Genomic DNA, 12,873 nt, shown 5'->3' on the forward strand with positions numbered 1-12,873 from the left:
CGCGGGGGGAAGTTCAAGCATGGCGACCTGGACCGATCGATACTGGAACAGCGCCGACGGCTTGCGGCTCCACTATCGCGATTATGAAGGGCCGCGCGACAAGCCCCCGATCCTGTGCATTCCCGGCCTGACCCGAAATGCCCGGGATTTTGAGCCAGTGGCCGAGCGTTACGCGGGAGCATGGCGCGTTATCTGCGTTGATCTTCGCGGTCGTGCGGGCAGTGACTACGATCCGGAACCCAAGCACTACTCGCCCCCATTCTATGTCGCCGACCTGCTGAAACTGCTGGACCAGGAAGGCATCGCCGACGCGGTGTTCATGGGGACCTCACTGGGTGGCATCTGCACGATGATCCTTGCTTCTACTGATAGCGACCGGATCGCCGGTGCGATGCTTAATGACGTCGGTCCTGAGCTCTGCCAGGTCGGGATCGACCGGATCGCAACCTATGTCGGCAAGGACGTTGAATTCTCGTCTTGGAACGACGCCGTTGAGCAGCTGCGGGAGCGCAACGGAGAAGTATTCCCGCGTTGGGGCGATGGTGAATGGCAGCGTTTTGCTCGCCGCGTTTGCCGTGAGGGCAAGGACGGCATCCGCTTCGACTATGACATGAAGATCGCCGACAATTTTCGGTCGGCGACCTCGACGCCGGCAGTCGATGCCTGGCCGGCGTATCGCGCTCTCGCAGGGCGCCCTGTGACCATCCTTCGCGGCGAAATCAGCGAATTGCTGACCCAGGAAACGGCAGATCGGATGGTCGCGGAACTGCCCGACGATGCCGAACTGGTCGTCGTCCGCGATGTCGGCCACACGCCTAACCTGGAAGAGCCGGAATCCGTCGCGGCAATGGACCGGCTATTGAAACGCGTAACAGAGCGGCTCGACTAGGCCGCAATCCTCTTCAGCTTCTCTAGCGCGACTTGCTCGCCCTCTTCCGGGGCGAGCGTGGCGACAAACTTACCATTGCGGTCCATCAGGAACACTGTGGAGGTATGGTCGACGCTATAGTCGCCGTTGGGTAGCGGCGCCTTGGCCGAATAGACGCCGAACTGCTTCTTCACCCGTTCGATGTCAGCAACACTGCCAGTCAGGCCAATGACCGGAGTGTTGAACAACTCGGCATAGCGGCCAACGTCCGCCGGTGTGTCCCGTTCGGGATCGACCGAAACGAAGACGATGTTGAATGCATCATCGCCGCCGGCCTGCTTCCGCAACTTAGAGAGTCGAGCGAGAGTCGTCGGACACACGTCCGGGCAGTGGGTGAAGCCGAAGAAGATTGCCGTACCCTTGCCGTTGAGGCCGGCGCTGTTGAACGATTGGCCATCACTGCCGGTCAGCGTGAAAGGACCGCCGATCGTGTCGAGTGGCATTTCGGCCGTTGAGGGCAGTTCCGCTGGCGGCTTCAGGGCAATCCAAATGCCCGCCAACGCCGCCACGCCAACGAGCGCCCAGAGAATGAAGCGTAACTTCACCAGCATCAGCGCGCCCCCGCCGCTTCGACTTTGACCGGCACGACCAGTTCGCCAGACTGTTTAAACCGGAATGTGACCTCGAAGGTCTCGCCCGCCTTAAGTGGCGATTTGAGCCCCTCCATCATGATGTGGATGCCGCCCGGTCGAAGCTCGACCGTGCCGTCTGCCGGCAAACTCAGCGATTGCAGCATACGCATCCGGGAAACCCCGTTCACGCTCTCGCTTGAATGGAGCATGGGCATCGTCGCGCGATCGGTGGTGACGGCCAGCAGTTCGTCGTCCGCGCCACCGGTATTTTCGATGGTTGCATAGGCCGCGCCAGTATTCTGTCCCGCGCCGGTTTCGCGGGCCCAAGCATCAGAAATTTCGATGCGGGGATTTGCCTGTTCACCGCAGGAAGCCAAGGCGAACGCCAAAAACGCAATCGATGTACGTCGCATGGATCCGCCCTATGCGCCCAACTCGCGCACAGCAAGACTTGGTCTGCCTGGATTCGGAGCCTTGGCGATGATTGGGGGTAGCCTTCCGCTGCATAAAGTGAACGGGAGTACTAACTTTCGTTTATAACGCAAGGCGGAAAACTGACTCGTATACTGGAATTTATAGGTAAGAAACGAGTGAAGGGTCGAGCGTAAAAAGAATTGATCTACTTTAAGATGCACAAGTTTATAATATCAAGCCAACAGATATTTTCCCAAGTAAGTTAAGCTTAACTCCAAGTAAACTCTATGTTGCGCTGCACATAACATAAAGATTCCGTCATCTTTACTGACTGATGTTACCCGAAATTGGGGGTTGATTCAAATATAACAGCTATTAATATTCTGTTTACGGTTGCCTGAGTCGGAAAGTTAAACGGCTGGGCGAGTTCTTCGGGGGCGAAGATGAAATTGCGAAGGTATGGAGCTGTTGCAGCAGCCGCGACCACGTCGTCGCATTTGGAGCGGCTGCTCAAGCTCAAGATATTGTCTATGAACCGATTTATCCCAGCTTTGGGAGAAATCCGTTTAACTCTGCGCATTTGCTGGCAATCGCCATTGCACAGAATGACTTCAAAAATCCCAAGGCCAAAGGCGCCGTGATGTAGGGCGTGTAACTGAACAGCAGTCGGTGCAGTTGAGGCGCCGGCTGCACCATCATCGAATGGTCGCGAATTCGCTTGGTCAAGGTCGGCTTTGTCCCCTGAGCCAATGGCGTCCAGGCGCAAGCGAATCCGGAGACCGGGGAGGCTGGCGTTCCGTCCCCCGCAGCAACGCCAGCCTCTTTAATCCACGAGGTCGTAAAGAGTGGAGAGTGTCATGAGGGTGTGCAGAACAGTCTCGGCGATGGCTTGCGAGTTTATATCTGCGCCGACGGCTGCTGATGTCATTCCGCGGCGCAAACGGTCTCTTAAGAACGACGGCAATCCTTATAGAAGTGGCGGCCATTGGGCTCGGCCGCTCGTCCGACGCGGCGGACAAAAAGGAAAAGCCGGAGGAGAGTCCGCAACCGTCTGAAGAGGCTGCGGCAATCGTCAATGCAATCATCAACCAGCCGGCCGCGCCGCAGTAATGGGAGGACCAGGATCATGGCATGGGCGGAAATCGGCGCGATCCTGGCCATGACGACGGCTGCTACACAGCCGCTAAGACTCCATGTCGAGCCTGTAGAAGGAGGTATCCGGCTGGAGGTGATCGGAATAAGTCCGATCGCCTGCACGGCGCGCTACGAGCTTGAGGTAACCGGAAACGCCGGCGGCAACCGATCAAGCCAGCGAGGGACGGCGAACCTGCTTCCCGACCGGCAAGTTCTTTTGGCGTCCACGACCATTGGGGCAGGTCCCGGGTCAGACTGGAATGCGGTGCTTCGCGTCCAAGGCTGCGGCGACCTGAATTACGAGGAGTTCGCCAACAGCATCCCCTGATCTGGGATGGATGCAATACTTCGCGATATTTGGAGGCCCGACCGGGAATCGAACCCGGGTGCAAGGATTTGCAGTCCTCTGCGTCACCACTCCGCCATCGGGCCTCGTTGGCGGCGCTTTGGCGGTTGGTCCCGCCATTTGTCAACCGAGGGTTTCGACGAACGGGGGCGTCCCTTGCTTGGCGCGATGCCCGTCACAAGATATGGAGCGCTTGAACCGTCACTGTATTAGTGGCATATAACAGTTCGTGACGAACGAGGATTAGATGCAGGATTACAGCCTGGCCCGGCGAGCGATGGTGGACAGCCAGCTTCGCCCCGAAGCAGTAACGGACCGCAACGTGCTTGCGGCGATGGGCCGGGTGGAGCGGGAGCGCTTCGTACCCGAGTCGGCCCGCGCGCTGGCCTATTTCGACCGGCCGGTCCGGCTGGGTGACGGCCGCGCGATGATGCCGCCCGCCGCGCTTGGCCGCCTGCTGAGCGAACTGGCCCCTCAGGCGGGTGAACGGGCGCTCGTGGTGGGCTCGGGCACGGGCTACGCTGCGGCGGTGCTCAAGGCGATCGGTCTTGAAGTGGTTGCTGTCGAAGCTGATCAGCGGCTCGCCGAAGCGGCGACGGCAGCGGGCATTAAAACTGAGGTTGGCCCGCTTGCGGACGGTTGGGCGAAGCGCGGGCCGTACGATGTTATGCTGTTGGATGGGGCATTTGAAGACGTGCCGACGGGGCTCGTGAAGCAACTGGCCCCCAACGGTCGGCTAGCCGGCGCATTTTCGGACCGCGGCGTTTCGCGGCTAGTCATCGGAAGTGTAGCGGGAGGATCGGTTTCACTGCGGACTATCGTCGATGCCGACGTCGCCCCGCTTCCCGGATTTTCGCGGCCCCAGGCCTTCACGTTCTCATTGTAAGCGAGGAATGCCTGTGACCCGACACCTTGCCATCGCATCGTTGCTTGTCGCGCTCGCTGCGGGCACGGCCTCGGCCGACACGCTGCGCGAGGCGCTGGTGTCGACCTATAACGCAAATCCGACTCTTACCGGTCAGCGCGAAACGCTGAAATCGGCCGATGCGGGCGTTGCGGTTGCCCGCGCCGCAGGTCGGCCGCAGGTCAGCGCGACTGTCGGTGTCACGCGCGACCTGACCCGCAGCGGGCGTTTCGACGTTGGCGGCAGCAAGGGCCCGTTCCTGACTGGCGGCGTGGACGTAAGCTATCCGCTGTTCCAGGGCGGGACCGTCCGAAACAATATCGAGGCGGCCAAAACGCGCGTCGAGGCCGGACGCGCTGTCCTTCGTGCGGTTGAAGGCGACATCTTCACCGAGGCCGTCGCGGCCTACATGGACGTGATCCGCGATCGGGCCATCGTCGAGCTCAATGAAAATCAGGTGAGGGTGCTGGGCACCAATTTAGAAGCCACTCGTGATCGGTTCGAAATCGGCGACGTCACGCGGACCGATGTTGCGCAGTCGGAAGCGCGCCTGTCACTCGGCCGGTCAAACTTAACCACGGCTCAGGGCCGACTGGCTACCAGCGAGGAAAATTATCGTCGCGTTATCGGCAAGCGTCCGGACCAGCTTCAGCCGCCGCCGCCGCTGCCGCCGCTGCCCGCCACCGCCGACCAGGCGGTGCAGATTGCACTTGCTAACAATGCCGACCTGATCGCAGTCACCCGTCAGGCCGAGGCGGCGAATTTCGACGTCCGCTCCGCTCGTGGCAGCCGGCTGCCAACAGTGTCGGCGGTCGCGTCAGGCGATTATGCCAATACGATTTCGGGTGACACCCAAGGCATCCCACGTTCCGGCACGGCGACCAGCGTCGGCGTGCAGGGCCGTATTCCGTTGTATCAGGGCGGCCTTCCAGCTGCCCGAATCCGCCAGGCTCAGGCGCTCGAAGGTGAGACGCTGGAACGTCGCGTCGCGACCGAGCGTGCCGTCGTTGCCAGCGCCCGATCTGCTTATGCAGTCTACCAGGCAGCGACGAACGCGATCGCGTCGAACCAGGTCGCCGTCAGCGCCAACGAACTCGCGCTGGAGGGCGCCCGCGCCGAGAATAGTGTCGGCACGCGCACAATCCTGGACGTGCTCAATGCGGAGCAGGAACTGCTGAACTCGCAGGTCGCCTTGGTGACGGCTCGCCGCGACCAATATGTTGCCGGCTTCCAGTTGCTGAACGCGATGGGCCAAGCGGAAGCTGATGACCTTGGGCTCGACGGCGGACCTCTCTACGATCCTCTCGGCAACTATCGGCGGGTAGCAGGTAGCTGGAGCGACTGGTCGAGCGATCCACGCCATGCGCCCGTGGCCACCAGCACCGTCACTCCGGCTGAGCAGCCGCAGGGCGTGACACCGGCCTCGCGATAGGTAATAGGTGGGCCATGCCAGGGGCCCGTGAACCGTCGATGGAAGACATACTCGCGTCGATCAAGCGTGTGATCGCCGAGGAAAAGGAGATTCGCGCTGCGGCGCCGCCACCGCTCGCCGAGGAGGAAGACATTCTCGAGCTCAACGAGACACTGGAGGCGACCGCACCCGAGCCGGAACCCATTGATCTCGGACCGCCGCTGATGGAGGAGAAAGCCGCGGACAGCAGCCGGCAGCGGCTGGAGGTACTGGCCAGCGTCGCCGCCAGCGCACCGCCGCCGCCCCAAGGCAATCCGTTGGAAGACATGGTTCGCGACATGCTTCGGCCGATCCTGAAGCAGTGGCTCGACGATCACCTGCCAGGAATCGTCGACGAGCATGTGAAGCGAGAAATCCACCGCATTACCGGCCGTCCGCTCTAGGGACTGGCGGGCACTGGGGCGGCTTGCTACGCCCCCGGCATGATCATGCGCCTTGCTCTTGCCGCCAGCGTTGCGGCTGCCGCCCTGTCCGCCACTCCGTCAATTGCGCGTCCGATGACCGCGACGGACATGCATATGATGAAGCGCCTTGGCGCGCCTTCGGTGTCGCCCGATGGCCGTTGGGCATTGTTCACCATTTCAGACACAGACCTCGGGGCCAACCGCCGTCGTAATCCACTTTATCTTCTCGACCTCAACGCTCGCGGCGCCGCGCCGAAACTTCTCGCGGGCGCCGAGGGCGGCAACAGTGCGGTTTGGGGACCCGATGGTGCGATTTACTTCCTGAAGACCGTGAACGAGCGGAGCCAGCTTTTCCGCCTTCCGGTTGGCGGCGCGGCTGTCCAGATTAGCGATTTCGGAGCGGAGATCTCGGGGTTCGAACTGTCACCTAAGGGCGATCGGGTCATTGTCTGGGCCGATCGCCCGGATTGCCCCGACCTCGCATGCGCTGCCACCACCTTCCCGCGCAAGGCTGACGGGAGCGGCCGCGTCTACGACAAACTGTTTGTCCGACATTGGGATACATGGGTCGAGCCCGGCGTGCGGTCGCGCATTTATTCTTATCCGGTCGAAGGCGGGAAGCTGACCGGCATGGGCGTTCGTTTGACCGGCGAGCTGGAAGGCGACACGCCGTCCAAGCCATTTGGCGGCGGCGAAGAGATCGATTGGTCGCCTGACGGCAGGACTGTCTATTTCGCGCTGCGGGAGGCGGGCCGCATCGAAGCCAAGTCGACTAACCTCGATATTTTCGCATCGCCCGCCGACGGCAGCGCGCCGCCCACGAACTTGACCGACGCGAATGACGCGACCGACACATTGCCGACCGTCTCCCCGGATGGTCGGACGCTAGCCTATGCCGCGATGACGCGGCCGACCTATGAAGCGGATCGTCAGGTCCTGATGCTTCGTGACATCGCGACCGGCCAGACCCGAGCGCTGACGCAGGGCTGGGATCGTTCGGTCGGCAGCATTGCTTGGGCAAAGGATGGTAAGAGCCTGATTGTTGCCGTGCAGGACGTGCTGGAACATCCGCTCTATCGCGTCGATGCTGCCAGCGGGAAGGTTGCGCGCCTGACCCGCGAAGGCACAGCCAACAATGCCGTCCCGCTTGCCGGCGGCGCGGTGCTTTACACCTCAAACAGCGCACTTGCGCCCGACGATCTATACCGCGTCGACGCGCGTGGCCGGGTGACCCAGCTGACCGCGCTCAACAAGGCGCTGCTGGATCAGCTGGATCCGGTCAGCATCGAGAAGTTTAATTTCAAGGGCGCCAACAACGACACGGTCTGGGGCATCAAGTTGAAGCCCGCAGGGCCGGTCCACGCCGCCGCCAAGCTGCCCATCGCCTTCGTCGTACACGGTGGTCCGCAAGGGAGCTTCGGCAACGGCTGGTCCTATCGCTGGAACCCGCGCCTGTTCGCCTCGCCGGGCTATGCAGTGGTCAGCATCGATTTCCACGGCTCCACTGGCTATGGTCAGGCATTCACCGACAGCATCCAGAACAATTGGGGCGGCTGGCCGCTTGAGGATCTGCAAAAGGGGCTGGCCCACGCCATCGCGACCGACGGGCAGCTCGACGCCAATCGGAAGTGCGCGCTCGGCGCGTCCTATGGTGGATACATGATGAACTGGATCGCCGGTCGCTGGCCGGACGGGTTCAACTGCCTTGTCCAGCACGACGGCGTGTTCGACCAACGCGCAATGGCGTATGAAACCGAGGAACTCTGGTTCACCGAGTGGGAGCATGGCGGCAAGGCCTATTATGAAGATCCGGCCGCCTATGAGCGCTGGAACCCGGTCAACCATGTCACCGCGTGGAAGACGCCGATGTTGGTCATCACCGGCGAAAAGGACTTCCGCATCCCGTATAGCCAGGGACTTGCGAGCTTCACTGCGCTTCAACGCAAGGGGATCCCGTCGAAGCTGCTGGTCTTCCCTGACGAAAATCACTGGGTCTTGAAGCCCAAGAATTCAATCCAGTGGTACGACGAGGTGTTCAAGTGGCTCGGTACCTACCTCACCACTTCGGCCAACTGATGTTGCAGTGCGGCGCGTCCCTGTTTAGGCGCGCCGCATGACCGAACTTGCCAAGACGTTCGAACCGGGCGCGATCGAGGCCCGCTGGTATGCCCATTGGGAAGGTGAGGGGCTGTTTCGCCCCGAGCGAAATGATCGCGAGCCGTTTACCATTGTCATGCCGCCGCCGAACGTCACGGGCTCGCTCCACATTGGCCATGCGCTCGACGATACGCTTCAGGACATTCTAACCCGTCACGCGCGGATGAATGGCAAGGACGCATTGTGGGTGGTCGGCACAGACCATGCCGGCATCGCGACGCAGATGGTGGTGGAACGTAACCTGGACAGCCAAGGGATCAAGCGTGCCGAGATCGGCCGCGAAGCCTTTCTTGAGCATGTGTGGGAATGGAAAGGCCAGTCGGGCGGCGCTATCACTCGCCAGCTCCGCCGCCTCGGCGCGTCATGCGACTGGTCCAACGAGCGCTTCACGATGGACGAGGGCTTTTCGGCCGCGGTTCTTAAGGTGTTTGTAGAGCTGTACAAGCGCGGCCTCATCTATCGCGACAAGCGGCTGGTGAACTGGGATCCCAAATTCCAGACCGCAATCAGCGACCTGGAGGTTGAGACCAAGGACGTCGCCGGCAAGTTCTGGACGCTGCGCTACCCGCTGGAGGACGGCAGCGGATCGATCGAGGTCGCGACCACGCGGCCTGAGACGATGCTCGCCGACATGGCCGTCGCAGTTCATCCCGACGACGAGCGCTACAAGGCAATCGTGGGCAAGAAGCTACGCCAACCGATCACCGGCCGTCTGCTCCCGATCATTACCGACGACCATGCCGATCCTGAACTGGGCTCGGGCGCGGTGAAGATCACGCCGGGCCATGACTTCAACGATTATGAAGTCGGCAAGCGCGCTGGCTTCAAGCCGGGCGAAATGCTCAACATGCTCGATGCGCAAGCCCGTGTGGCCCAGACGCAAGACGGGCTGGTGCCGGAGCCGCTGCTGGGCTTGGACCGCTTCGACGCGCGCGGACGCGTGATCGACATGCTGGACGACGAAGGCGCCTTGGTGAAGGTCGAGGACCGCACCATCGCGACGCCCTACGGCGACCGGTCGAACGTCGTGATTGAGCCTTGGCTCACCGACCAATGGTATGTCGACGCCGCTAAGCTGGTCGGCCCGGTGCTCGACGCGACCCGTTCGGGCAAGATCAAGATCGTGCCGGAAAGCTGGTCGAAGACTTGGTTCAACTGGCTCGAGAATATCCAGCCTTGGTGTGTCTCACGCCAGCTTTGGTGGGGCCACCGCATTCCAGCTTGGTACGACGAAGACGGCATCGCCTATGTGGCGGAAACCGAAGATGAGGCGCAGGCGGCCGCGGGTGGCAGGGCTCTTCGCCGCGACGACGACGTGCTCGACACTTGGTTCTCGTCCGCCCTCTGGCCCTTCGCAACACTCGGCTGGCCGGACGAAACGGAAGACCTGAAGCGCCACTATCCCAACGACGTCCTTATCTCGGGCTTCGACATCCTGTTCTTCTGGGATGCGCGCATGGCGATGCAGGGAATCGAGTTCATGGGCGATGTCCCGTGGAAGACGCTCTACCTGCACGGTTTGGTCCGTGACGCGGCTGGCCAGAAGATGTCGAAGTCGAAGGGCAACACGGTCGACCCGCTAGGCCTCATCGACAAATATGGAGCAGACGCGCTCCGGTTCACGCTCGCGGCGATGGAAAGCCAGGGCCGTGACATCAAATTGGATGAGAAGCGTGTCGAAGGCTACCGCAATTTCGCGACCAAGCTGTGGAACGCTGCCCGCTTCCTGCAGGGCAACGGTGTCGGTGCGTCGCAGAGCATTGCGGCGCCCGAAGCAACCCTGCCTGTCAATCGCTGGATCATCGGCGAAGTGGTCGATACGCTGGCGAAGCTCGACAAGGCTTTTGATGAACTGCGCTTCGACGAGATGGCGGACGCCATCTACCATTTTACCTGGGGCACTTTCTGCGATTGGTATGTGGAGCTGGTGAAGGGTGCTTGGGACGAGGAAACCCGCGCCGTGGCCGCTTGGGCTTTCGACCAGATTCTGGTCATGCTGCACCCGTTCATGCCCTTCGTGACGGAAGAACTCTGGCACTCAATGGGTGAGCGGCCGTACGACCTGATCATCGCTAAATGGCCGAAACCGGAGGCCAAACGCGACGCGGTTGCGGCTCGCGATATCGACGGGCTGGTTGAGGTGATCTCAGAAGTCCGCACAATGCGCGCCGAATTGAACATCCCTTGGAGCGCGATTCTTGCGCCGCACGTCATCGGCGACTCCGCTACGGTAGAGCGACTAAGCGGCAATGCGGCAACTCTTGCCCGGATGGCGAAGCTTGGAGCACCGGTACTGGCCGAGACGGTGCCCGTCGGGTCGGCCCAAATCGTAGTCGGCGGCCAGACGATTGCGTTTCCGCTCGAAGGTGCGATCGATCTCGACGCGGAGAAGTCGCGCTTGTCAAAGGCGATCGCCGCTGCAGAGAAAGATCGCGACAGCCTTGCCGCGCGTCTGGGGAACCCGAGCTTTACCGAGCGCGCCAAGCCCGAAGCAGTCGAGAAGGCCCGCGCAGATTATGATGCACGCTCCGCGGAGGCGGCCCGGCTGTCAGCGGCGCTGGCCCGATTGGGCTAAGCCCTACTCCCGCGGCGCGGCCACTTCGATCGCCCCGCGAGCGATTTCTACGGTCACCGGAGTCTTCGCGGCGATTTCCCCGTCGATGGAGATCTTTTGGGCAGGCCGGGCTTCCAGCCGCATTTTCTTGCCGCGCCATTCTGTCGTGGTTTGAGCGCGATTCCGTAGCTTGAACAGCGTCGCGAACCAGCTCCATGCCAAACCGAACACACTTTTGCCCGTCACTGCCTGGATGACCATCTCTCCACTATCGAGCGACTGGTCTTCGACGAGTTCGACGCCGCCGTGGAAGCGGCCATTCGCGATTCGGGCCTCCGTCGCCCAACTCTTCTCGATGCTGCCGTCATCAAGTGTCACGCGGAGCCGGAATGGCCGGAACTTGAATGCGACGCGCACCGCCCAGATCAGGTAGCCGATCATGCCGAGGTATCGCTTGAGTGCATGGGGAACGGTGTCGGCAATCAGCGGACTCAGCCCTAGCGCTGCGGCATTCGCGAAATAGTCTCCGTCGATAATGCCAAGATCAATGCGCTTGCGCCTCCCATGGGCGATCACGTCGATCGCACCGTCCAGTTCGAGTGGTAGACCGAGCGTCCTCGCGAAGCTGTTGGCAGTGCCCAGTGGGAGGACGGCAAAAACCGTATTCTGCCCTACGAAATGATCGACGTTTGAAGAGAGCGAGCCGTCGCCCCCGCCGAGGATTACCATCGGCGCGCGGGTGATGGCATCCTTGACGATGCCGTCCATCTTGTCGGGCTCCGTCACTGCGACCGCCTCGATCAGTTCGATCCCGGCTAATTCCAGCTTGTCGCGTGCTTCGTCGAACGCGTCCGCGCCCTTCCGGCTCATCGCGTTGACGATAAGGATGGCTTTTCGCGGAAGGCTTTTCACATTGGTCACCCCCGCGTAAGCGGGGACACAGCCAGTATGTTCCCGTTATCCCGGGAATGACGATAGAAAGTTTGCATGAGCCAGCCGACTTTTCCCGCCATCCGCATGCGCCGCGGTCGCTCCGCGCCCTGGATCCGCGATATGCTGGCGGAGCACCGGCTACATCCGAGCGATTTCATTTGGCCTCTGTTCATCTGCGAGGGCGACGGCTGCGAAGAGCCGATTGCGGCGCTGCCGGGCGTAAGCCGTTGGTCGGTGGACCGGCTGGCGGCTAAGGCGCGCGAGGCAAGGGACCTTGGCATTCCTTGTATTGCCCTTTTTCCAAACACGCCCGCCAGTTTGCGCAGCGAAAATGCAGGCGAAGCGCTCAACCACGACAATTTGATTTGTCGGGCGGTAAAGGCGATCAAGAATGCCGTTCCCGAAGTCGGCGTGCTGACTGACGTAGCATTGGACCCCTACACAGCGCATGGTCATGACGGTCTGGTGGACGAGCGGGGCTGCGTGAAAAATGACGAGACCAGCGCCGTGCTGGTCGAGCAGGCGCTGGTCCAAGCGGCCGCAGGCGCGGATATTGTAGCTCCTTCGGACATGATGGATGGCCGGGTTGGCGCGATCCGCGCGGGGCTTGAGCGCGAAGGATATTGCGACGTGTCGATCATGGCCTACGCCGCGAAATATGCGTCCGCCTTTTATGGCCCCTTCCGTGACGCCGTCGGCTCGCGCGGCCTGCTAAAGGGCGACAAGCGCGGTTACCAGATGGACCCGGCTAACGGCGCGGAGGCGCTGCGCGAGGTCGCGCTCGACCTCGCGGAGGGCGCGGACATGGTAATGGTCAAGCCGGGGCTACCCTATCTCGACGTGCTGGCGCGGGTGAAGGATGCCTTCGGCGTCCCCACCTTCGCCTACCAAGTCTCCGGCGAGTATGCGATGATCGAGGCGGCCGCCGCGGCGGGTGCGGGGGATCGCGACGCGCTGATCCTAGAAACCTTGGTGGCATTCAAAAGGGCGGGCGCAACCGGCGTCCTGACCTATCACGCGCCCGCTGCGGCGCGGCTCATCGCCGGTTGATCCCCG

At 61.9% G+C, this 12,873-nt stretch carries 13 protein-coding genes and 1 tRNA gene; 10 read left to right on the plus strand and 4 right to left on the minus strand.

Features of this window, described 5'->3' with window-relative positions; translation table 11 throughout:
* Positions 1-19: 19 nt before the first annotated feature.
* Entirely contained in the window at positions 20-889 is an 870-nt protein-coding gene (locus D3M59_RS08515) for an alpha/beta fold hydrolase (protein WP_119533217.1), read from the plus strand.
* Here D3M59_RS08515 and D3M59_RS08520 read toward each other — a convergent pair.
* Both D3M59_RS08520 and D3M59_RS08525 read right to left on the minus strand, forming a co-directional pair.
* Positions 886-1,479, minus strand: coding sequence for an SCO family protein (locus D3M59_RS08520; protein ID WP_119533218.1), 594 nt, complete (start codon positions 1,477-1,479; stop codon positions 886-888). The two genes, D3M59_RS08515 and D3M59_RS08520, sit on opposite strands and share 4 nt — an antisense overlap.
* Positions 1,479-1,913 (minus strand): copper chaperone PCu(A)C, encoded by a 435-nt coding sequence (locus D3M59_RS08525; protein WP_119533219.1) that lies wholly within the window; start codon positions 1,911-1,913, stop codon positions 1,479-1,481. Before D3M59_RS08525 ends, D3M59_RS08520 begins: the two co-directional genes overlap by 1 nt.
* 449 nt (positions 1,914-2,362) lie before the next feature.
* On the opposite strand from D3M59_RS08525, the gene D3M59_RS12355 reads away from it, so the two are divergent.
* From D3M59_RS12355 to csgH, 3 genes are all read left to right on the plus strand, one after another.
* The gene (locus tag D3M59_RS12355) at positions 2,363-2,560 is read left to right on the plus strand and encodes a curli assembly protein CsgF (RefSeq protein ID WP_119533362.1); all 198 of its coding nucleotides are present in this window, start codon (positions 2,363-2,365) and stop codon (positions 2,558-2,560) included.
* Between the two features lie 329 nt (positions 2,561-2,889).
* Positions 2,890-3,024, plus strand: coding sequence for a hypothetical protein (locus D3M59_RS12360; RefSeq protein ID WP_267896951.1), 135 nt, complete (start codon positions 2,890-2,892; stop codon positions 3,022-3,024).
* A gap of 16 nt (positions 3,025-3,040) precedes the next feature.
* Positions 3,041-3,376: a curli-like amyloid fiber formation chaperone CsgH gene (csgH, locus tag D3M59_RS08540; protein ID WP_119533221.1), complete on the plus strand. Its 336-nt coding sequence runs from the start codon at positions 3,041-3,043 to the stop codon at positions 3,374-3,376.
* Positions 3,377-3,406: 30 nt separating this feature from the next.
* Here the strand turns inward: csgH and D3M59_RS08545 are convergent.
* A tRNA-Cys gene (locus D3M59_RS08545) sits at positions 3,407-3,480 on the minus strand.
* A 161-nt stretch (positions 3,481-3,641) separates the two neighbouring features.
* Between D3M59_RS08545 and D3M59_RS08550 the strand changes: the two genes are divergently transcribed.
* Genes D3M59_RS08550 through D3M59_RS08570 form a run of 5 tightly spaced genes read left to right on the plus strand, consistent with a single transcriptional unit; the run spans position 3,642 to position 10,905 of the window.
* Positions 3,642-4,280 carry a protein-L-isoaspartate O-methyltransferase family protein gene (locus tag D3M59_RS08550; RefSeq protein ID WP_119533222.1) on the plus strand — a complete coding sequence of 213 codons (639 nt, stop codon included), beginning with the start codon at positions 3,642-3,644 and terminating at the stop codon, positions 4,278-4,280.
* 7 nt (positions 4,281-4,287) lie between these two features.
* The gene (locus D3M59_RS08555; RefSeq protein WP_119533223.1) at positions 4,288-5,730 is read left to right on the plus strand and encodes a TolC family outer membrane protein; all 1,443 of its coding nucleotides are present in this window, start codon (positions 4,288-4,290) and stop codon (positions 5,728-5,730) included.
* Positions 5,731-5,744: 14 nt separating this feature from the next.
* On the plus strand, positions 5,745-6,152 hold the full coding sequence (locus tag D3M59_RS08560; RefSeq protein ID WP_119533224.1) for a DUF2497 domain-containing protein: 408 nt from the start codon (positions 5,745-5,747) through the stop codon (positions 6,150-6,152).
* A 45-nt stretch (positions 6,153-6,197) separates the two neighbouring features.
* Complete coding sequence (locus D3M59_RS08565) at positions 6,198-8,249, plus strand: dipeptidyl-peptidase 5 (protein WP_119533363.1); 2,052 nt, start codon at positions 6,198-6,200, stop codon at positions 8,247-8,249.
* Between the two features lie 37 nt (positions 8,250-8,286).
* On the plus strand, positions 8,287-10,905 hold the full coding sequence (locus tag D3M59_RS08570; protein ID WP_119533225.1) for a valine--tRNA ligase: 2,619 nt from the start codon (positions 8,287-8,289) through the stop codon (positions 10,903-10,905).
* 3 nt (positions 10,906-10,908) lie between these two features.
* Here D3M59_RS08570 and D3M59_RS08575 read toward each other — a convergent pair whose 3' ends face one another.
* Positions 10,909-11,805: a diacylglycerol/lipid kinase family protein gene (locus D3M59_RS08575; protein WP_119533226.1), complete on the minus strand. Its 897-nt coding sequence runs from the start codon at positions 11,803-11,805 to the stop codon at positions 10,909-10,911.
* Between the two features lie 66 nt (positions 11,806-11,871).
* Here D3M59_RS08575 and hemB point away from each other — a divergent pair, with 66 nt between their 5' ends.
* Positions 11,872-12,867 carry a porphobilinogen synthase gene (hemB, locus tag D3M59_RS08580; protein WP_119533227.1) on the plus strand — a complete coding sequence of 332 codons (996 nt, stop codon included), beginning with the start codon at positions 11,872-11,874 and terminating at the stop codon, positions 12,865-12,867.
* Positions 12,868-12,873 lie beyond the last annotated feature (6 nt).

Source organism: Sphingomonas edaphi, from assembly GCF_003583725.1.
Lineage (GTDB): Bacteria > Pseudomonadota > Alphaproteobacteria > Sphingomonadales > Sphingomonadaceae > Sphingomicrobium > Sphingomicrobium edaphi.

Bases quoted from the DNA above. Each gene is read 5' to 3' on its own strand.
- D3M59_RS08515 (WP_119533217.1), top strand. From the start codon at position 20: ATGGCGACCTGGACCGATCGATACTGGAACAGCGCCGACGGCTTGCGG.
- D3M59_RS08520 (WP_119533218.1), bottom strand. From the start codon at position 1,479: ATGCTGGTGAAGTTACGCTTCATTCTCTGGGCGCTCGTTGGCGTGGCG.
- D3M59_RS08525 (WP_119533219.1), bottom strand. From the start codon at position 1,913: ATGCGACGTACATCGATTGCGTTTTTGGCGTTCGCCTTGGCTTCCTGC.
- csgH (WP_119533221.1), top strand. From the start codon at position 3,041: ATGGCATGGGCGGAAATCGGCGCGATCCTGGCCATGACGACGGCTGCT.
- D3M59_RS08550 (WP_119533222.1), top strand. From the start codon at position 3,642: ATGCAGGATTACAGCCTGGCCCGGCGAGCGATGGTGGACAGCCAGCTT.
- D3M59_RS08555 (WP_119533223.1), top strand. From the start codon at position 4,288: ATGCCTGTGACCCGACACCTTGCCATCGCATCGTTGCTTGTCGCGCTC.
- D3M59_RS08560 (WP_119533224.1), top strand. From the start codon at position 5,745: ATGCCAGGGGCCCGTGAACCGTCGATGGAAGACATACTCGCGTCGATC.
- D3M59_RS08565 (WP_119533363.1), top strand. From the start codon at position 6,198: ATGCGCCTTGCTCTTGCCGCCAGCGTTGCGGCTGCCGCCCTGTCCGCC.
- D3M59_RS08570 (WP_119533225.1), top strand. From the start codon at position 8,287: ATGACCGAACTTGCCAAGACGTTCGAACCGGGCGCGATCGAGGCCCGC.
- hemB (WP_119533227.1), top strand. From the start codon at position 11,872: ATGAGCCAGCCGACTTTTCCCGCCATCCGCATGCGCCGCGGTCGCTCC.